This is a genomic window from Streptomyces sp. NBC_01176, from assembly GCF_045039825.1.
In the GTDB taxonomy this organism is placed as follows: domain Bacteria; phylum Actinomycetota; class Actinomycetes; order Streptomycetales; family Streptomycetaceae; genus Streptomyces.
This window is the reverse complement of the sequence record NZ_CP108600.1, coordinates 1-18279: the sequence shown is the minus strand read 5'-3', so window position 1 is coordinate 18279 and position 18279 is coordinate 1. Positions and strand designations below refer to the sequence as shown.

Annotated in this window: 20 protein-coding genes and 3 pseudogenes; 13 read left to right on the top strand and 10 right to left on the bottom strand. The window is 68.3% G+C overall.

Translation table 11 applies throughout. The features are described from left to right. The first annotated feature begins 1 nt into the window (after position 1). From OG199_RS00115 to OG199_RS00090, 6 genes and pseudogenes are all read left to right on the top strand, one after another. Positions 2-793 (top strand): alpha/beta hydrolase, encoded by a 792-nt coding sequence (locus OG199_RS00115; RefSeq protein ID WP_405827118.1) that lies wholly within the window; start codon positions 2-4, stop codon positions 791-793. Continuing rightward, positions 790-1740 (top strand): cupin-like domain-containing protein, encoded by a 951-nt coding sequence (locus tag OG199_RS00110; RefSeq protein WP_405827116.1) that lies wholly within the window; start codon positions 790-792, stop codon positions 1738-1740. Before OG199_RS00115 ends, OG199_RS00110 begins: the two co-directional genes overlap by 4 nt. A gap of 14 nt (positions 1741-1754) precedes the next feature. Beyond that, a complete protein-coding gene (locus OG199_RS00105; RefSeq protein WP_356802798.1) occupies positions 1755-2963 on the top strand; it encodes an ATP-grasp domain-containing protein in 1209 nt (402 codons plus the stop codon). Further along, positions 2960-4234 (top strand): MFS transporter, encoded by a 1275-nt coding sequence (locus tag OG199_RS00100; protein WP_405827114.1) that lies wholly within the window; start codon positions 2960-2962, stop codon positions 4232-4234. The genes OG199_RS00105 and OG199_RS00100 overlap by 4 nt, the downstream gene beginning before the upstream one ends. A gap of 62 nt (positions 4235-4296) precedes the next feature. Next, a complete protein-coding gene (locus OG199_RS00095) occupies positions 4297-5016 on the top strand; it encodes a hypothetical protein (protein WP_405827112.1) in 720 nt (239 codons plus the stop codon). Between the two features lie 139 nt (positions 5017-5155). Then, positions 5156-5362: pseudogene (locus OG199_RS00090) on the top strand (IS481 family transposase); the annotation flags it as partial. A 228-nt stretch (positions 5363-5590) separates the two neighbouring features. Here OG199_RS00090 and OG199_RS00085 read toward each other — a convergent pair. From OG199_RS00085 to OG199_RS00075, 3 genes and pseudogenes are all read right to left on the bottom strand, one after another. Continuing rightward, a complete protein-coding gene (locus tag OG199_RS00085) occupies positions 5591-6109 on the bottom strand; it encodes a hypothetical protein (protein ID WP_405834365.1) in 519 nt (172 codons plus the stop codon). After that, positions 5995-6378 carry a NucA/NucB deoxyribonuclease domain-containing protein gene (locus tag OG199_RS00080; protein ID WP_405834363.1) on the bottom strand — a complete coding sequence of 128 codons (384 nt, stop codon included), beginning with the start codon at positions 6376-6378 and terminating at the stop codon, positions 5995-5997. The genes OG199_RS00085 and OG199_RS00080 overlap by 115 nt, the downstream gene beginning before the upstream one ends. After that, positions 6311-6741 (bottom strand): annotated as a pseudogene (locus tag OG199_RS00075) (IS21 family transposase); the annotation flags it as partial. The gene OG199_RS00080 and the pseudogene OG199_RS00075, both read right to left, overlap by 68 nt. A 104-nt stretch (positions 6742-6845) precedes the next feature. Here OG199_RS00075 and OG199_RS00070 point away from each other — a divergent pair. Continuing rightward, positions 6846-6968, top strand: coding sequence for a hypothetical protein (locus OG199_RS00070; RefSeq protein WP_405827110.1), 123 nt, complete (start codon positions 6846-6848; stop codon positions 6966-6968). 177 nt (positions 6969-7145) lie between these two features. Here the strand turns inward: OG199_RS00070 and OG199_RS00065 are convergent, their stop codons facing one another. From OG199_RS00065 to OG199_RS00050, 4 genes are all read right to left on the bottom strand, one after another. Then, entirely contained in the window at positions 7146-7565 is a 420-nt protein-coding gene (locus OG199_RS00065) for a hypothetical protein (protein ID WP_356808865.1), read from the bottom strand. A 286-nt stretch (positions 7566-7851) separates the two neighbouring features. After that, positions 7852-8280: an ATP-binding protein gene (locus OG199_RS00060; protein ID WP_405827108.1), complete on the bottom strand. Its 429-nt coding sequence runs from the start codon at positions 8278-8280 to the stop codon at positions 7852-7854. Between the two features lie 565 nt (positions 8281-8845). Continuing rightward, a complete protein-coding gene (locus tag OG199_RS00055) occupies positions 8846-9634 on the bottom strand; it encodes an anti-sigma factor family protein (protein WP_405827106.1) in 789 nt (262 codons plus the stop codon). A 25-nt stretch (positions 9635-9659) separates the two neighbouring features. Beyond that, positions 9660-10262: a sigma-70 family RNA polymerase sigma factor gene (locus tag OG199_RS00050; RefSeq protein ID WP_356808862.1), complete on the bottom strand. Its 603-nt coding sequence runs from the start codon at positions 10260-10262 to the stop codon at positions 9660-9662. A gap of 704 nt (positions 10263-10966) precedes the next feature. Between OG199_RS00050 and OG199_RS00045 the strand changes: the two genes are divergently transcribed. The 6 genes and pseudogenes from OG199_RS00045 (at position 10967) to OG199_RS00020 (ending at position 14502) form a co-directional block, all read left to right on the top strand. Then, positions 10967-11512: a cupredoxin family copper-binding protein gene (locus OG199_RS00045; protein WP_356808861.1), complete on the top strand. Its 546-nt coding sequence runs from the start codon at positions 10967-10969 to the stop codon at positions 11510-11512. Positions 11513-11634: 122 nt separating this feature from the next. Continuing rightward, positions 11635-12525, top strand: coding sequence for a metallophosphoesterase (locus OG199_RS00040; protein WP_356808860.1), 891 nt, complete (start codon positions 11635-11637; stop codon positions 12523-12525). Then, positions 12522-12977 carry a hypothetical protein gene (locus OG199_RS00035; protein WP_405827103.1) on the top strand — a complete coding sequence of 152 codons (456 nt, stop codon included), beginning with the start codon at positions 12522-12524 and terminating at the stop codon, positions 12975-12977. The genes OG199_RS00040 and OG199_RS00035 overlap by 4 nt, the downstream gene beginning before the upstream one ends. Positions 12978-13113: 136 nt before the next feature. Beyond that, positions 13114-13383, top strand: a complete 270-nt coding sequence (locus tag OG199_RS00030) for a hypothetical protein (protein ID WP_356808858.1) — start codon at positions 13114-13116, stop codon at positions 13381-13383. 14 nt (positions 13384-13397) lie between these two features. Beyond that, positions 13398-13759: pseudogene (locus tag OG199_RS00025) on the top strand (transposase family protein); the annotation flags it as partial. 212 nt (positions 13760-13971) lie between these two features. Next, on the top strand, positions 13972-14502 hold the full coding sequence (locus OG199_RS00020; RefSeq protein ID WP_356808857.1) for a 2'-5' RNA ligase family protein: 531 nt from the start codon (positions 13972-13974) through the stop codon (positions 14500-14502). Positions 14503-14566: 64 nt separating this feature from the next. On the opposite strand, the gene istB is transcribed toward OG199_RS00020, so the two are convergent. The 3 genes from istB to istA all read right to left on the bottom strand — a co-directional run bounded on the left by istB (position 14567) and on the right by istA (position 16774). Next, entirely contained in the window at positions 14567-15361 is a 795-nt protein-coding gene (gene istB / locus OG199_RS00015; RefSeq protein ID WP_405827100.1) for an IS21-like element helper ATPase IstB, read from the bottom strand. Positions 15362-15428: 67 nt separating this feature from the next. Then, positions 15429-15686, bottom strand: coding sequence for a hypothetical protein (locus OG199_RS00010; protein ID WP_356809566.1), 258 nt, complete (start codon positions 15684-15686; stop codon positions 15429-15431). After that, positions 15683-16774, bottom strand: a complete 1092-nt coding sequence (gene istA / locus OG199_RS00005; RefSeq protein WP_356809565.1) for an IS21 family transposase — start codon at positions 16772-16774, stop codon at positions 15683-15685. The genes OG199_RS00010 and istA overlap by 4 nt, the downstream gene beginning before the upstream one ends. Positions 16775-18279 lie beyond the last annotated feature (1505 nt).

Below are 18279 nucleotides of genomic sequence, written 5' to 3'. Positions count from 1 at the left end.
CATGACCCAGATCGCCACGGCGGCGGACAGCATGCTGCCGCGCCCTCAAAACGCCAGCACCTTCCAGCCGCATACCGAAGACGTCTTCTTCCACGTAGCCGAGCACCGGCTGGCTGCAACCAGGGTCTACGCACCCGACGGCGCCGCGCCCGCCCTCATCCACCTGCACGGGCTCGGCCCCACCGCGACCCGGCACGGTGTCCGCTATCTGCTGGACGACCTGGCGGCGCACGGGCACTCCTCTGTGACCTTCGAGTTCTCGGGCAATGGCGAGAGCACGGGCGTGCTGGAGGAGGCGACCCTGCGACGGCGCCGGGACGAGTCCCTGGCTGCGGCCCGGCTGCTGGACGGCGAGACGCGTCCCGTCGTCATGGGGACCAGCATGGGCGCCCATCTCGCAGCATGGACCGTGCCCGTACTCGACCCGCGAGCCCTGGTCCTGTTCTGCCCCGCGGCCTACCCCGGCCACGCGGCCGATCTGCCGTTCGACGGAAGCCTCGCGCGCCCCGGCAGGTACGCCGACTCGCCAGCCTATGCGGCGATGCGGGAGTTCACCGGCGATCTGCTGATCGTCGGTGCCCGAGACGACCAAGTGGTGCCCGCGACGGTCCTGGACGGCTATCTGGACAGCGCCGAGAAGGCCAGGACACGACGGTTGATCTGGCTCGACGGCGACCACTTCGTCCACCGCCGGCTCCCCGGGCAAGGGGCGCCGCGGCGCGACCTGCTGGCGCTGCTGCGCACGTTCGTTGCCGACAGCAACAGGAAAAGCCAACAAGAGGGGCACTCGTGACCATCGAGCCCAACGTCCTGCGCCGACACGACCGGGACAGTCCCACCGCCGTCGAGCAGGCCTTCCACACCGGCCCGCTCGCCGAGGCGGTGACGACGGCCCCGGACATCGAGCGCCGCAGCGGTTTGACCGCGCAGGAGTTTGCCGCCGAGTACCGGCACCCGATGCGCCCCGTGGTCTTGGAGGGCCATGTCGCCGACTGGCCCTCCGTACGGACCTGGTCCTTCGACCATCTCGCCGAGCGGTGCGGCTCGGTGCACGTGGTCGTCGACAGCTACAACACCGAGGCGGCCCGCGAGGCGCGCCTCGGCGAGTTCGTCCGGATGCTGAGGGACAACCAGGGCGACGACGCGACCCCGATCTACCTCCAGGAGTGGTACTACCAGACGACCGCTCCCGAACTGGCCGCGGACATGCCAGAGATGGACATCGCCCAGTACGACTTCCGGCGTAACCTGTACGGCGAGTCCGCGTCGACCAATCACCAGCTGTGGCTCGGCCAGCGGGGTGGTGTCACCCGGCTGCACCAGGACTCGTACTCGGTCGACGTGATGCACGCGCAGATCGTCGGCGAGAAGCTCTGGTACGTCATGGCGCCCGAGACCGAGCTGAGCGGCACCACCGAGGCAGACTGGCGCAAGCTATGCGAGGCGCCCGAGACGCGGCTGATGCGGTGCGTGCTGAGACCCGGCGACGTCCTGTACCTGCCGGCGAACTGGTACCACCGCATCCAGCTGCTGAGCGATTCGATCGGCCTGGGACGCAAGTGCCTCGACGAGCAGAACCTGCCGACCCACATCCGTCAGCGGATGAACGAACTGCTCGCGTTGCTGCTGAACCCCGACGAGGTCAGGCGCAATCACCCCGAACTCGTCGACGTCGTACTCATGCGCGCCCGGTCCTGGGCGAACCGCATGGACCTCGACCTGTCCCGGCTCAGGCCGTGACAGGGGTGGCGGCGATGACACGGAAACACGTGCTGCTGGTCGGCGGGCCCGGCAGTGAACTCGACAAGCTGGACAGGCTGGGCGTGCGCTACTCCATGATGCAGCTGCCCGAGCGGGTGAGCGCACGGCAGTACACGAACGCGGCGCACTACGCGGTCCTGGACTACCGGAATCTTGAGGAGGTCCTGGCCATGGCACGGGCCTGGCACTCGGTCGATCCGTTCGACGCAGTCGCGTCGTTCACCGAGTACGGGCTGTATCCGGCCTCCCAGTGCGCCCGCGACCTGGGCATCCCCGGGGACAACCTGACCGCGGTGGAACTGACCAGGGACAAGACGAAGTGCCGTGAACTGCTCGACCGGCACGGGGTGAGCCCCGTACGCCACCGACTGTGCCAGGACCTCGATGAGGCGCGCCGGTTCATGCGTGAGCTCGGGGCCCCCGTCGTACTCAAGCCCCTGGACGGCGGCCTGAGCGAGGGCGTCTGCCTGGCGGAGACGGAGGAACTACTCAGCAAGAGCTGGGAGTTCACATGCCAGGCCACCGACGGACCGGTCCTCGCCGAGGAGTTCCTGGTCGGCCCCGAGTACAGCGTGGAATCCTTCTCGGCGTCGGGCCGTCACGAGATCGCCGCCATCACCGAGAAGGTCACCACACAGCTGCCCCGTTTCGTCGAGACGGGACATCAGGTCCCCGCCCGGCTGGACGAGGCGTCCCGCATCGCGATCGAGGAACTGATCACCGTCTTCCTGACCCTCATCGATCAGCGGGACGGCCCGGTACACACGGAACTCCGCCTCACGGACGCCGGCCCCAGGATCATCGAGGCACAGACCAGGGTCGGCGGCGACCAAATCTGGGAAATGTGCCAGATGACCAGCGGCATCGACCTGATGACGGAGACGTTCACCACCCTGCTCTCCCTGCCCCGCCCCAAGCGCACACCCGTCGCACCGGCGGCCGCGATCCGGTTCTTCTCGTACGAGGACGTCCGCGTCGTCGGGGTCGGGGGCACCGTAGAGGCCGAGAACGCACCTGGCGTCGTCCGCTTCCAGTGCACGCTGGAGGCCGGGCAGGAACTCGGCCGGCTCGCCTCCTCCACGGACCGCCAGGGCTATGTGCTGTGCACGGGGGAGAACACCGGCGAGGCGGTCGCCCACGCGGAACGGGCCCATGACCTCGTCCGGGTCGAGGTCTCCGAACCCGCGGTGGCGGTCCGGTGAACGGGGCCTGGCCGCGGCCGATGGTGCCGCCCGGCGGCACCAGCCTGCTGCTGGTGGGGCTCGTCGACGCCACGGGCACCGGCCTCTACCTGGCGGGGGCGGTTCTCTTCTTCACGAAGATCGTCGGCCTGAACGTCGCCCAGGTCGGAACCGGCCTCTCGGTCGCCGGAGTGCTCGGCTTCCTGGCGCCCGTCCCCTTCGGCAGGCTGGCCGACGGACGGTCACCGCGCATGGTCCTGATCGGGCTCCACCTGACCTGTGCCATCGGGTTCGCCGCCTACGCCTTCGTGGACGACTTCGTCTCCTTCCTGGTCGTCGCGGGCCTGCTCGGGGTGGCCGAGCAGGCCGCACGTCCCATGAACCAGGCGCTGGCGGAGCAGGTGGTCGGCGAGGAACATCGCACCCGGATGTCGGCGACGCTTCGGGTCGTCTACAACGTCGGCTACACCGGCGGTGCCTTGCTGGCCGCGCTCGCCATCCAGACAGGGACCCGGACGTCGTTTCTCGCCGTCATGGTGGGCGACGCGCTCTCGTTCCTGCTGTCCGCGATACTGCTGGCCTTTCTTCGGGTGCGCCCCGGCGGCCGGCCCCCACGTGCGGCGGTGGGCGGTGACGGCCCGCCCTTCCCGGCGTTGCGTGACCGTTGGTACATCGCCGCCTCCGGCGTGAATGCGGTGCTCCTGCTCCATATGACGCTGCTCAGTGTGGGCGTACCTCTGTGGATCACTACGCGGACGAGCGCACCGGAGTGGGTCGTGGCGGTTGTGCTGGTCGTCAACACGGTGCTGGCCGTGCTGTTCCAGGTGCGGGTGGCCCGGGGGACCGAGAAGGTGTCCGACGGAGCGGTCGCCCTGCGCAGGGCAGGCATGGTGCTGGCGCTGTGCTGTGGGTGCTTCGCTGCAGCGGCGTACGTCGGCTCCGTGCTTTCCGCACTCGCCGTGATCCTAACCGGCACCGTCCTGCTCACCTGGGGCGAACTGCTTCAGTCCGCCGGCCAGTGGAGTCTCTCTTTCGGCCTCGCGCCCACCCGCTCCCGCGTCGAGTACCTCGCCGCCTTTCATCTGGGATCCAGCGTCCAAGTGGCGGTCGGCCCCATGCTGGTGACGGTGGGGGTGATCGCGAACGGGCCAGCGGGGTGGGCCGGGCTGGCGGTGGCGTTTCTCGGCGCGGGGCTCCTGGCCCGCTGGGTGGCAGAGAAGGCCGAAGGGCGGCTACAGCTCGCCGCCGAGAATCCAGATACACCTGAGCTGCAGAAGAGCATCACCGGCTGAGGCGAGCAGCTCTGGTCACGTGAAGTGGTTCCGGTCCAACTTCCGTGGAGCGGTGACGCCCAGTGTTGCTGAACAGCTCTGTGCATGGTGTGCCACCACGACCGATGGTGGTGTCGGTGGGACGGTCGATACTGCTGGTCATGGCAGATTGCAGTCCGGTCCTCCGGATCATCACCTCAGCGGCGCGGGAGTCCCTGAAGCCGCTCGGACTGGCCCAACGTGGCCGGTCGCGGCTGTGGATTGATGATCACGGGTGGTGGCTCGGGGTTGTGGAGTTCACCCCGCCGCGGACGGCCGGCAGCGGTCTGTACGTCGGCGCGATGTGGCTGTGGTATGACGTGGACCACCTAGCCTTCCACGTGGACGCAGTCCGCACCGGCCTCGAACTGTTCCGCACCGAGGACCAGTTCACGCCGCTGGCGCTCGACCTCAGCCGACAGGCGGCTGCGAACGTGACCGCGCTGAGGGAGAAGTTCCCGGCTCTGCCGAACGTCGCCCGGTACCTGACGTCCAGGCCGGTGCGGCGGGGATTCCTCTGGGACAGCTTCGACGCTGGGATCGCAGCCGCTCTTATCGGGGATCCGGACATGGCCCGCGATCACTTCGAGCGAGTCCTGCGAGAGGACGCGTTGGCGCCTTGGATTGCCAAAGCCCAGGAGAAGACTCGTGAGCTTCACGCGATCGCGGCAGATTGCGACGCCGTGACCGCCTGGGTCACGCGGGCCGTCGATTCATGCCGAAGCAAGCTGGGCCTCGATCCCATGGTGCTTGCGATCAGCTGAGCGGACAGCGAGTGCTAGATGTTCTGTCCGGGGAGGTTGTGGACGGGTGAGGCAGGTCTCGGCTGCGGGATCTTGAACAGGTGAGGGCCTTCCGGGTTCGGTGTGGATTGCGACGTCTACACCGACCAGAAAGGCCCTCGTGGTCCACCGTAATGCACCCCTGACCGAGACCGGCCGGCTGCGTCTGGCCCGCTGTGTGGTCGAGGACCGCCGGCCGTTGCGGCGGGCCGCCGAGCGGTTCCAGGTCTCACCGACGACCGCCCGGCGATGGGCCGAGCGCTCGCCCTCCAGGGCGGGTCCAGCAGCCGCTTGGTCATCTGCTGCAACAGGCCGCCCTCACCGGTCAGCTGCAGGCCCTCGGCCTGGGCACGGCCCACCAGCTCGTCGATCAACTGGTCGTCCACGGCCTTCACCGACGCAGCCCCCCCCAGGCTCGGCAGTCTCGGACTCGGACACGTTCTCACTGGTCATCGACGCATCTTCCATGATCGGGAGTTACACCGAACGTCCTACAGTCCCCGGCCCTCTGCTCGCGATCTCGTGAAGGCAGCGGTCTTCCTTCAGCGTCCGGGTTTTACGGCTCGTCGTCGTCACTGGGTTTCGAGGAACGGCTGTAGGCGAGGTCCAGGACGTAGCGCTCGGTCACCGGGGGGTTGTTCCATGCCTCGGTGAGGTCGTCTTCGAAGGTGTCGTCGGTGGGGCGGTCGAGGGTGGTCTGGTAGTAGTCCCCGGTCGCCTGGCGGTTTTCCCACCAGGCGTGTCCGGTGTAGACACCCGAGCGGGGGAGGGACATTTCCCCGGCGGGGCCGTATTCCAGTTGGTTCACCACGAGAATCGCCGTCTCCGACTCGATGCTGACGGGAACCGAGCCCTCAACTCCGGCAGGAGGAGGGGGAGGGCTGTCCCAGAGCCGGATGGCGACCTCGACGTCGATGTCGGGCTGCAGGCTTTGGATGTACAGGTGGTAGCCGTTGCCGGCTACCACCTGGGTGCGGGCGGCGGCCATAGCGTCGTCGTCACTGAGATAGGCGTCCGCGTCGTAGATCTCCACGACGCGGCGGCCGGGTGTGGCCTTGCACCTGTATGCGGCCAGGAGCGCCATGATGCCGCTGCCCTTCTGCTAGTCGGTGATCTCATGTAAAAGGCGTCGCCGTCGAGGATCCGGTTGAGGGTGTACGTCTGGTCGAGCCCGCGACCGCCGGTCTCATTGTCGGTGCCGTCGATCAGCCGGACGGAGAACCGGTTGTCACCCTTGGCCGAGCCCTCCTTGGTGGAGGCGTACGGGTACTCGTCGCACTGAAGCCGGCAGGACCCGCTGCTGACCCGTCCCGACCTGGACCTTCGTCTCCGGGAACCACAGATCGCACTGGGCGACCCGGCCGGGCTCGTAGACGACCCGGTCGACCGGGTCGATGCCCACGTACTCCGGGCGGATCACCGCCGAGGCGCTCGCGCAGCGGCGGCAGCGAGTACGGCCAGCCGATCCGCTCGGCGATCACCGGCGCGGGCATCCGCGGCCATTCCTGCAACTGGGCCTGAATCTGCGGCTCGTAAGTGTCCGCGACCTGGCCGCGGGGCTCACGTTCGTACTTCGGCGGCCGGTCCGAGTTCAACGCGGCCCGCACCGTGTTCCGGGCCACCCCCAGCCGCCGAGCGATCTCCTTGATGGGTACACCCTCCGCGCGAGCAGACGGCGTATCTCTGCCAGTCCTCCACTTTCAGCACCCTCCAAGAGTCCGGACGGGGTCAGGATTCCCGGACTACTCAGGGGTCAGTTTTCAGGAAGCGTCAACAGCACCGTCGACGAGGGCGGACGCGGACTGTTCATCGTGGCGCAGCTCGCCGAGCGCTGGGGCACCCGACAGCAGTCCGACGGAAGGACCATCTGGGCCGAACTCGCCCTCCGGCCAGCCCCCGTGCCCACCCCCGCACCCGCGCTCGCCACGCTGTGAGCCGGGCCGAGCAGCGTTGCCCGTCGGCGGGGGTGCGTGGCGGGCGCGGGGAGTTGTTCCTCGCCGCCCGCCTGAACTGCCCGTTCGCGGACCTGCTCAGCGCACTCGGCCTCCCGAACCGCGATGCACGGCCCACACCCCCGGTTCGCGTCACGGCCGTGTTGGGTCGGGGGCGGTTCAGGCGCCGGGGCGTCCGGCGGCCGTCCAGGCGGCGTATTCCTGGCGGACATAGAGGCGGCGGCTGGGGACGGGCGTGATTGCGTCGGGGTGCGAGCCGGCCGCAAGGTGTGGATGACGGCGGTCATACAGCAGGAGTTGTTCGGCGGTTTGCTCGGCTGCGTCGACAGGGCCGGGGCCGGGGTCGTCCAGGGTCATCCGGTCCATGAGCGCGGCGCGACGCAGCAACCAGGCGCGTTCGGCGACCGCCGGGTCGACCGGCGGTCGGGTGACGAGCCTGGCCTGGCGGCCGTCGCGTTCGGCGCCGAGGGCGAGCACCTGGTGCATCTCGCGGTGGAGGTTGGGCGCGTTCACGTACGCGTCGCGCCGGGGCGGTGCGCCGACGTCCTCGCCGCTGTCGGGGTTGACGTCCACGCTCACACCCCCGCCGGTACGCCAGGGCCAGCGCCGCAGCGTGTACACAGCACCGTGTCGTGCCCGGGTTCGCGGGCGTCGTGGTCGACGGCAGGTGGGTCTGCCGCGGCCCGCAAGGACGCCCGGGGCCGGCCCGGACAGCCGTCGACGGGGCATGGTTTGTGTGTCGTCAAGTCCCACTCGGTGGGGTCGTCGGACGCCCCGGTGCCGCAGTCGCTCCCGGTGAACCGTCGCCGCGCCGTGGTGCCGGCGTCGGTCAGGGGCCGACGCCCGTGCGCAACGCCCGGGCCGGTCATGCCGAGCACCTCAGGCAGGCCCGGACCTCGCGGCCGCCGCGCGACTGGTGAACCTCGGTCGACTGGGCGAGGCACTGGACGATGCCGGTGCCTCGGCCGTGTTCGTCCGGGGCGATGTCGGGGCGACGGCGATCCACCGCCGTGCCGGAGTCACTGACCACGATGTGCAGAGTGTCGCGGTCGAGGACGAGCAGCACGGTCAGGCGCTCGCGGCCGTACTGGGCGGCGTTGGAGGCGAGTTCGTCCACGATGAGAACGGCGGAGTCCCGCTCGCTCGCGGGAACGCTCCAAGTCTCCAGCAGATCGGCTGTGAAGTGACGAGCGGGGGAGACGTGCGCCTCCTGCGCGGGCAGCGTGAACAGCGCCTCGCGGCGGTAAGGCTGGCGGAGGAGTGCACTCGGGTGGGGCGAAGCGATCACAGACATGGTCTTCTGGCTCTTCTGTCGATGTACGGAAGCTGGAACGTGGGACGCCGCCTACGACTTCGAGGGGCGGTCGCTGGACCGGATCCTGTGCATGGGCGCGCTCATTCAGTTCCACGGACGATGCGTGCCGAACGGTTCGAGCCGTCTGCACCTTTTGTCCAACTTCTTTTTGAGACAGGTCAATGCCAGCGGCCCGGCGGAGCACTGTTTGCCGAGGAACGCGGGGCATCTCGGCCGGGCTTTTGTAAGCCAAGGGCGATGGCGACGGCCACGGTGTGCACGACCCGTCGTGCACACACGTAATCAAGTCGGCTGAGGACCGGGCCGGTTCGCTGGAGACGGCGGTGAGGGCGACCGGATCCCGGGAGCGTTCGGCGCGCCGGGAGAAGGACCGGGTCTCCGGCTTTGGCCACCTTCCGGTGGAGGTTGAGGTGCATGCCGCCGGCCCCCACATCGCCGTGCCTGCCGGCGCTGGGGCAGCCGCGTGACGGGAGCGGCCGCAGTCCACGAGTCCGTGGGTGCGCCAGGAGCCCGCCCGACGCACTGCCGGGCGGGCCCTCTCGCCTCACGCCCGGATCGTGACCAGCTTCTGACCGTTGCCCGCGAGGATCTCGAAGTGGTCGATGGCTCCCGGAGACAGGGCAACCGTCCCCTGGATCGTGCTGCCGGCCGGGTATGTGCCTGCCCGCCAGGTAGCGCCGTCCGCCCTGGTTCCGCCTGGTCCCACCGCTTGGAGCCGACAGGTGATTCCGGCGGGCGCCCCCTTGGCCGAGACCTGCAGAACACTGCCCCAGGCAGAGGGCGAGACCTTGACCGAGGCGGTTACGCCGGTGGCGGGATCGCTTCCGGAGAAGGTGCGCGAGGGTGTCGGCGCGGTCGGCGCGGGTGGCGTCGCCTGACTGCCCACCGTGCCGACAGCCGCCAGCCATGTGCCGCCGACCGCCGCTGCGAGGAACGTCAGGAAGGCGGCGGCCCCGGCCAGCTGCAGACGCCAGGTTTTGCGGCGGCGGGCAGCGGCCCGCTGGAGCAGCCTGTCCAGACCACCCGCCTGCGGCGCCTGCTGCATCACAGGCACGGCGGGTCGTGCGGACGAGGAGTCCTGCGCGCTCTCGGCGGCCCGCGCCACCAGCCGGTCGGCCAGGTCTCCGTCGGCTGTCGGCACCGTCTCGCCTGCGGCCTCGGCTGTGGTCACCGTCGCCAGCAGCGCGGGCAGACCCGCTAGCCGGGCGTGTTCGGCCCGGCACTCGGCGCACTCCGCGAGGTGGACACGCACCTGTTCCATTTCCGCCGGGGGCAGCGTGCCCAGGACGAATCCTCCCAGCGCCAGCCGGAGTGGGTCATGTTCCGTACTCATGGTCACCACCTCCTGCACGCCGTGGTCATGGCTCGATTCCCCGTTCCTCCAGCGCCAGCCGTAGGGCGTGGAGGGCGTAGTACGTCCGCGACTTCACAGTGCCCAGCGGGATGCCCAACACCCGTGCGGCCTCTGCCATGGTCCGGCCCCGGTAGTAGGTCTCCAGCAGGACCGCTCGGTGGCCCGGGGGCAGCGTGCGGATGGCGTCGGCGACCGCCCAGCTCTGCAGCGCCTGCTCGATCCCGTCCTCGCCCTGCGCCTGCTCGGCGGCTCGCTCCAGCGCCTCGCCGCCGGCCTCGGCCGGCCTGGCCTGCCGGGCCCGGTGGGCATCGATGACCAGGTGTCGGGCGACCGTACACAGCCATGCCCGGGCCGGGCCGCGTGCGGGCTCGAACGCGGCAGGGTGCTGCCACGCTCGCAGCAGCGTCTCCTGCACGACATCCTCCGCCCATTGCCAGTCTCCTGAGGTCAGTCGCAGCACGTAGTGGAACAGGGGCCGTGCGTGCTCCGAATACAGGGTGCGCAGCAGTTCCTCGTCCGCGGTCGAAAGGGTCCCTTTACCGGAGACACGGTCCCCGGACCGATCCGGATCGGTCCGGGGACCACGTTTTCGGGAACTCCAGTGCATAAGGCGATCATTACGCACACCAGCTGCTTTGTCCTGTAACGCACAGTTTAGTGCGAGTGGCGCCCTGTGAATGCCGCAGGCCGACACCCTGCTCGGATCTCACGACACAGCCGGGATCAATCGCGGGGAGCACGCGCAGGAGGCCGGTCGAGCTGCGGCGGCCGTGAAGAAGTCTCACAAAAAGTGCTCACCCGCCGAACCGTCGGACCCCCGCCGTCCGTGGAGCCGGACAAGAGGTGGCCTACACGGCAATTCCACATCTATTCCCCACGGAAACTCCGTGCTCGACGAACGACGGACGAGAGGTGACCGAGATGCATTACGCACTGCGTGCCCCTCGCCCCGGGCACACCACGGAGCGCTCGACGCATACAGCGATCGAGCGCTGGGCGATCACCGGAGCAGAACTCCGTCCCGCCCAGCGAGCGCATCACCCGCCTGGCACCGCCAACCCGCGATGCCTCTCTCGCGGCCGCCCTACGGGGAATTGCCTTATGCCGCCCGCTATTTCGCAGCGCAAGCGCGGATGCGCAGCGCGGGACACGTCGAGGCGAGCGGTCGGTGCCGGGCGGTATCAGCCCGCGCTCGCACGGTCCCTCAGATGCACTCGGCCATGAGCAGGGCCTCCGCCGCACAGGGCTGCGGTGGCGTGCGCTCAGTCGGCGCAGCCCCCATCTCCGCCTGATCAGTGAGGAACGAACACCATGTACCTGAACCTGCGCACGCCATGTCGTCGGTCACGCGCCGCGGCCTGGCTGGCCATCGCCACCGCCGGCGCGGTGGGGCTCCTCGGGGCGTGCGGCCATTCGTCGCATTCCTCGTCCACCGGAGCCGGTGCCGGCACACCCGGTCCGGGTCAGCACCAGCTGGCCGGGATGTCCGGCGCCACGGGGCCGGGGAACACGGCGGGCCCCGACCACGGCACCTCGCCCACGCCCGGCATGAGCATGCCCATGGGCCCACCGAGCACGGGGGCGCCGACGGCGCCGGTGACAGGGAAGGCCGTGGCGATCAAAAACTTCGCGTTCTTCCCCGCCACGCTGAAGGTCAAAGCGGGCACGACGGTGACCTGGACCAATCAGGACACCGACGCCCACACCGTCACCAGCACCGGATCGGGAGGCCCTCTGCACTCGGCCGCCCTGAACACCCGCGCCACCTACCGCTACACATTCACCAAGCCCGGCACCTACGCCTACCTCTGCACCATCCACCCGTTCATGACCGCCACCGTGGAGGTGACCCGATGACCGCATACCACCACAGTCACGACGCAGCACCGGCCGGCGACGCCGCTCAGCCCGACCCCGCCCCGCAGCACGGTATGAGCCGGCGCCAACTACTCCGACATGCAGGGTGGTTCGGAGGAGCCGTGGTGCTGACCGTGGCCAGTGGAGAGGTGATCAGTCACATCGCCGACTCCCGGGACACCCACGCCGGGGCCGCCCCCGGGGCCGTCGAGGCCGCCGCCGCAGGAAGCGGCGCACTGCGGTTCGTGCAGGTCTCGGACAGCCATATCGGGTTCCAGGGCCCGGCGAACACGGACGTGGCCGGCTCCTTCACCGAAGCCATCAACCAGGTCAACTCGCTTGGATTCAGACCTGACTTCGTCATGCACAGCGGCGATCTGACCCACCTGTCCACGGCCGGACAGTTCGACCAGGTCAGGCAGATGATGACCAGTATGAAGACGGACCGTGTCTTCACCGTACCCGGCGAACACGACTCCATCGGCGACGCAGGCCACGCCTACCGGCAGACCTTCGGCAAGGGCACGCTCGGCGACGGCTGGTACAGCTTCGACACCCACGGCGTGCACTTCATCGCCCTGGTCAACACCCTGAGCCTGGAGAAGCTCGGCCACCTTGGCAACGAGCAGGTCGATTTCGTCCGCAAGGATCTCGCGGGACTGTCGTCGGACACGCCCATCGTGGTCTTCAGCCACATCCCCCTGTTCGCCATGTACCCCCGGTGGGGCTGGAGTACGGACGACGCGTTGAAGGTCATCGCCCTGCTGCGCCGCTTCTCCTCCGTCACCTGTCTCAACGGGCACGTCCATCAACTGTTCAGCAAAACGGAGGGCAATATCACCTTCCACTCCGCCACCACCACCGCCTACCCCCTGCCCAAACCGGGCCGCGCCCCGGCCCCCACCCCGCAGGTCGTCCCCGCCCGGCAGCTCAAAGACGCACTGGGCATCCGCAGCGTCGGCTACCGCCAGGGCGATCGTGAACTGGCCATCAAGGACCAGAGGCTCGCATGAACAGCCAAGGACTCCTCGCCCTCACCCTGCGGTCGGCGACCGCCGCCACCCTCGCCGCCAGCGGATACATCCACGCCCGGCTCTACGTCGACGAGTACCGCTTCGTCCACATCGTCGGCCCCCTGTTCCTGCTCCAGGCAAGCGTCTCCTTCGCCCTCGGCGCCCTGCTGCTGGTGGGGACGCCGCCCCTCCTGCTGAGGGCCGCCGTGGCCGGTGTCGCACTCGGCGCCCTCGGTGGCTTCACCGCTTCGCGCACCGTGGGCGTGTTCGGATTCACCGAGCACGGTCTGCAGCCCGCGCCACAAGCCCTTCTCAGCCTCTTCGCCGAAACCGGCACCCTGCTGCTCCTCGCGATCTGGCAGATGACCGTGACCAGACAACACCACGCTGCCCGTCCGCCCATCGCGACACCCACCTGGAACCGCGCCGACACCCGCACACCACCCAACTGAACCACCAGCGGGAGGCCGCCGACAGCACAGCGCACCCCTCCCGCTCCAACAGGCAGTCGGGCGGTCCCTCCATCCGCGACCCGCCCCAACGCCTGCGACATCGGCTTCGCCGCAGAACACACCAAGGAGTACCTCCATGCACCGGGAACCGCGCCCAGAAACAGCCGGGTTGAGCCCGCGCATCCGCGAACTGAGGGACGCCGTGAGCGCCCTGCTCGGCCTGGACGACGACACCGCCGTCATAATCCGCCAACTGACCTGCACCGCACCCGGCCGTCCACGCCTGAAGACCGTCGTCGCGGTGCTGTCCATGGACGGCGAGGCTCAGCGCTGGACACTGGACCGCCCCGCCGGCCAAGTCACCGATGACGACCTACGGGCTACCCTGCTCCACCCCCCAAATTGAACGGAACCACCTGGATGGCCCCGTTCACCGGTCTGAGCCCACGCTGCTTCGGAAAGCTCGTGACCATGCTGCGGCGCGAGGGTGCGGATGCGGTCCGCAGGGGCAGGCCGTGGAGCCTTCCGCTGGAGGCCGGGCACTGCTCGTTGCGGCGTACTGGCGCACGAACTTGACGATGCGCCAGCTCGCTCCGCTGTTCGGGGTGTCCAAGTCGGCAGCAGACCGCATCATCGACCACCTCGGGCCGATGCTCGCGCCCCAGCCCCGCAAGCGGTTCGCCAAGGACACCGTGCTCATCGTGGACGGCACCCTGGTCCCCACCCGCGACCACGCCATCGCCGCGCAGTCGAGGAACCTCCGGTACTCCACCAACCACCAGACACCCCACGTTGCTATGCCGTCAAGCGATGCGGGTCGCACTCTCGAATGGCTTCGTTCACTTCAACCGGCAGCGTTTGTTCGTGGGTTCCGGCGGCGTTCAGTGATCATCGTCACTCTGGATGTTCACGGGAAATAGCGGCAGCGTCTTGGTCGTCGCGCTCGTCGACCTGCTTCGCAGATCGGCGTGATCGTTCAGCGGAAAAAGGAGCCGTGCTGTCTGCGGCAGAGGAGGCGGGCCAGACGGGGCTCATCGTCCGGATCCCGGAGGCGGAGCCGTCCGTCCGCGCGTGGCGTGGACGGCTCGACCCCTCAGCCCAGGCCGGGGTTCCAGCCCACGTCACCGTGCTCTTCCCGTTCCTCGACGAGAGCCGGATAGATGCGCTCGTCTACTCCGCTCTCGCGGACGTGCTGGGAAGCCACCAGGCCTTTGACCTGCGGTTCGAGAGATGCGGACGACTCCCGGAAGTGCTGTATCTCGTACCCGAGCCTGACACGCAGTTGCGGCAGCTCACGGAGGCGATCGCTGATCGTTGGCCTGAGGCTCCGCCGTATGGCGGCCGGTTTGCCGAGATCGTGCCGCACCTGACCATCGCTCAAGGTCAGGAAGACGCCGTCCTGGAGGAGATTGAGGCCGACCTCGTCGGCAGGCTCCCGTTCACGTCTCACGTCGCGTCGGTTGAACTCATGGTGCATGACGGGGTGAAGTGGCAAGAGAGGGCGTCGTTCGCACTCGGAGAATGAACCAGGTCATGAGGCTTGGCTGGTCCGCTGCCCCTTGGGGCAGCGGACCAGCGGGGGGCTCCGGTCAGCTGGCTGCAGCGTGCTCGGCGCGTGCTCGGGTGCTGGCGAGGCGGTAGGAGTCGGTGCCGGTCTCGATGATGGTGCCGTTGAAGGTGAGGCGGTCGACGATGGCCGCGCAGAGGCGGGGGTCGGTGAACGTCTTGGTCCAGCCGCCGAAGGACTCGTTGGAGGCGATGGCGACGCTGTTCTTCTCCTCGCGTTCGGTCAGGACCTGGAAGAGGAGTTCGGCGCCGCGACGGTCGAGTTCCATGTAGCCGAGCTCATCGATGCACAAAAGATCGACGCGGCCGTAGCGGGCGATCGTCTTGGAGAGCTGCTTCTCGTCGGCGGCCTCGACGAGCTCGTTGACCAGCTTCGTCGCCAGCACATACTTGACCCGGTAGCCGGCCATCGCCGCCTCGGTGCCCAGGGCGATCAGCATGTGGGACTTGCCCGGCCCGGAGTCGCCGATCAGGCAGAGAGGCTGGCTCTTCTTGATCCAATCGCAGCTGGCGAGCGTGTGGATGGTGGCCGCGTCGATGTTCGGGTTCGCGTCGAAGTCGAAGGTCCGCAGAGACTTGTCCCGGGGGAAGCCGGCCGCCTTGATCCGCCGTTCCGAACGGCGCCGGGACCGGTCGTCGCACTCGGCCATCAGCAGCTCGGCGAGGAAGCCGCGATAGGTCATTTGGTCCTTCATCGCCCGGTCGGCGATGTCGGCGAACTCGTTTCTGATCGAGGGGAGCCGCAGTAGGCGGCAGGCGGTGTCGATGGCCGTGTTGGCGGCCTGCTTGGTCAATCCTCGCTGGCGGGGCAGGGTCACTGTGCTTCTGCCTCGCGGTGTTCACCGCCGCTGGCGCGACGGCGTCGGAGCAACTGGTCGTAGTGGGTCACCGAGGGCAGCGGCTGGTGTCCGGGGGAAGATGCGCGAGCCGCCACTCGTGCAGAAACGTCACCGTCGCCTCACCGGCGGAACCGGCGGGCGAAGGGTGCCCGGCGGGGTCATCCTCGGCCTGGGCGACCTTGCGGGCCTCGAGGGCGACCGCGTCCGCGTCCGCGGTCAGTGCCCCGGCCCGCAGAGCCATTGCGAGGCCGGCGACCAGGTGCTCGTGCGAGACGTGGCGGGCCAGCAGCAGCACCTCGATCAAGGCTCTGGTGCCGGCGGTGTCTCCGTGGGCCTTGACCGCCGCGGCCCACTGGACCGGGGTGAACTTGCCTGCGGAGCGGGCCTGTTCAAGTGCGTCGCACCGGGGAAAGCACCCGGCTTGCGGATCAGAGCCTTCAGGTAGTGGTCCAGATCCAGGCGACAGCCGCCCTTCGCGATCAGACGCTCATGCCGTGCCACTTCCACGTTCCGGTCGTAAACAACCAGGTGAGAGGCGTGCAACACGACCCGGCCCCGCTTGCCGATCAGCCGGACCGGCACCGAGTACCGGTTCGTGCGAACCGCGATCTGGCTGTAGCGATCGATCCTCGGAGTGAACAGCCGGCACGTCTCGAAGGACTCTTCCGGCAGCGGCATCAGCAGCGGCCGCTCGACCTGGAAGTACTCGTCGATGGTCCGGGGCCGCGAACCGATCCGGCGCCGTCCGTCGTGCAGATCCCACTGGTCGACGAGTTTATTCAGCTCGGCCAGCGAGTCGACCTCGGGCACCGGGGTGAAGTGGTTGCGGCGGAAGTAGCCGATCTGCCCCTCCACTCTGCCCTTCTCGTGGGCGCCCTCGATGCCTGGCCGGCAGTAGAAGCTCTCGATCGAGAAGTGCGACTTGAACGCGATCCACCGGTCGGCCTCCACCCTGGCCCGGCTCAGCCCCAACACCTGGGCCACGGCGGCCTTCAGGTTGTCGTAGGGGACCTTGCTCCGTGGGACGCCGCCCAGCGTCCGTAGCGCGTGAACGTGCCCTTCGAAGAAGGCCTCCTGGCCGCAGGACGCGAAGACGCGGTGGACGGCCTTGCCCGAGTAGGACAGGCGGAAGGAGAACAAATAGCAGGTCACAAGCTCGCCAGCGAGCCGGATCGTCACGTCGCCGAAGTCGACCTCGGCCTCCATGCCGGGCTGGTGGGTCTGCGGCACGAACGCCTCGACCGGCGCCTTCCCCGACTCGACGAGGATCTGCGGCTTCCGGTCGGAGACGTAACGCCGGACCATCTGATAGGAGACGTCCGCTGCGTGCTCCTCGACCAGGCGGTGGAAGATCCGCGTGATCGTGTGCCGCTGCTTGCGCGGCGCGTCCAATCCGCCTGGAGCATTCCGTCGATCAAGCACGAGGAGTTCTTGGAGGCTGAGGGGCAGGGACCCAAGGCAAGTCATGCGGGCAGCAGGGCAGCGGGCACTGACACGAAGGCCGCTGTGCGGCAGCCGCTGGCCGCCGGTGACTGTCTGCCGGGATGGAGCGTGGGCTCGTTAACTCGGCTGCTGTCGGCGAGGGGTGCGTCAGAGGGTCGTTCAGGTACGGGTCGGCCCTCCGCGTTCTTCGGGCGAGGGCGCGTCGGGCATCGTGTGGGCGGGGCGGTGAAGTTCTGTGCGGTGAGTTGTGGAAGCTAGCCTCGCCGGAGGCGAGGCGTCGACGTCTTTCTTGACGTAGTGTCTCCGATGATGCCGAAGAAGAAGGTGAATTCTGCGGCACTCCATAGACGGAGTACATGAGTACTGCGGCCACGAACGACAAAATCAGAAATTCACGCTGATACATACATCCTCCAAATATTGTGAAAATGCGGACCCTCCTTGCGTCGGGTTTCTCTAACTACTCCCACTCTAGGTCACCCTGACGGCCTGTTATTTCTGCAACCCAGGCCCCCTGGAGTCGCCGCCTATTTACGGAATCGGCAGACAAAAGCGTGGCCCCCTTAAAAGGGGGGTGTGACGTTGGCCACTACGGCGTGTCGGGTATTTGCCGGGCCGACGAGAGCACTTCATCGGGAGGCGGCCGGCGGAATGCGACGGAGTCGCCCAAAGACGGGAACCCCCACACACGGGTTGAGGTCCGGAGGACCCAACCCCTGTTGCGGGCGATGTTGCGTTCTGACGTTGCGTCAGGTGCTGCATTCGAGGTTGCGGGCCGGATTCGCCGGCTTCTATATAACCGCAGGTCAGAGGCCATGTGGCGTGTGGTCGTCTTGCCGACATCCCCTCAGCTGCCACTTTCCCGCACCGCAGAAGTACGAGTAGAGGAATGGGGGGTGGGGTGTGGTCGGGTGGCGGCCTCGGGGACGGGCGGGGCCTGTGTCGGCGGTGGCGCGGCGCTGGTGTCGCCGCGCTGGGTGGTGGGGGCCTGGTAGCCCGTCAGGCGTCCGGTGGGGCGCCTGGTGGGGTGTTGGGTGTGTGAGTGTCCGGAGGACTCCTGCGCCCTTTCGTGGTCGTCTGACGGCTTCTCACTCTCCTTGCTCTCCGGTTGGGTTGGCCCCGGAGGGGCCAACTCTCCCTGGAATTCCGTGGTTTAATTGTCTCAAAAAATTCAGCGAATCCCATTTTCTCTCCCGTGGTAGGGAATTCGGAGAATCCCTACCACCTCCCGGGGAGGGACTGGAAGGCCCGACCCGCCCCCGGCACCCGGAAACCGGCCTGACACCCCCTCAAAACCCGTCCGCAAACCCTCAACCCCACACACACACACAACGCTTTTCGTGCCGGAGGCACGCAGGTTTATGAATTTCGCCCGGAGGGTGAATTCATAAACTATTCGCCGGAGGCGGAGGCAATTCGCGCGGGGACGCGCGAAACGAGCGGAGCGAGTATTC

What these genes read in the sequence shown, in the direction of transcription:
- OG199_RS00115 (WP_405827118.1), top strand. Translation starts at nt 2, where the DNA reads ATGACCCAGATCGCCACGGCGGCGGACAGCATGCTGCCGCGCCCTCAA.
- OG199_RS00050 (WP_356808862.1), bottom strand. Translation starts at nt 10,262, where the DNA reads ATGCACTGGAGTTCCCGAAAACGTGGTCCCCGGACCGATCCGGATCGG.
- OG199_RS00105 (WP_356802798.1), top strand. Translation starts at nt 1,755, where the DNA reads ATGACACGGAAACACGTGCTGCTGGTCGGCGGGCCCGGCAGTGAACTC.
- OG199_RS00060 (WP_405827108.1), bottom strand. Translation starts at nt 8,280, where the DNA reads ATGTCTGTGATCGCTTCGCCCCACCCGAGTGCACTCCTCCGCCAGCCT.
- OG199_RS00035 (WP_405827103.1), top strand. Translation starts at nt 12,522, where the DNA reads ATGAACAGCCAAGGACTCCTCGCCCTCACCCTGCGGTCGGCGACCGCC.
- OG199_RS00030 (WP_356808858.1), top strand. Translation starts at nt 13,114, where the DNA reads ATGCACCGGGAACCGCGCCCAGAAACAGCCGGGTTGAGCCCGCGCATC.
- OG199_RS00045 (WP_356808861.1), top strand. Translation starts at nt 10,967, where the DNA reads ATGTACCTGAACCTGCGCACGCCATGTCGTCGGTCACGCGCCGCGGCC.
- OG199_RS00055 (WP_405827106.1), bottom strand. Translation starts at nt 9,634, where the DNA reads ATGAGTACGGAACATGACCCACTCCGGCTGGCGCTGGGAGGATTCGTC.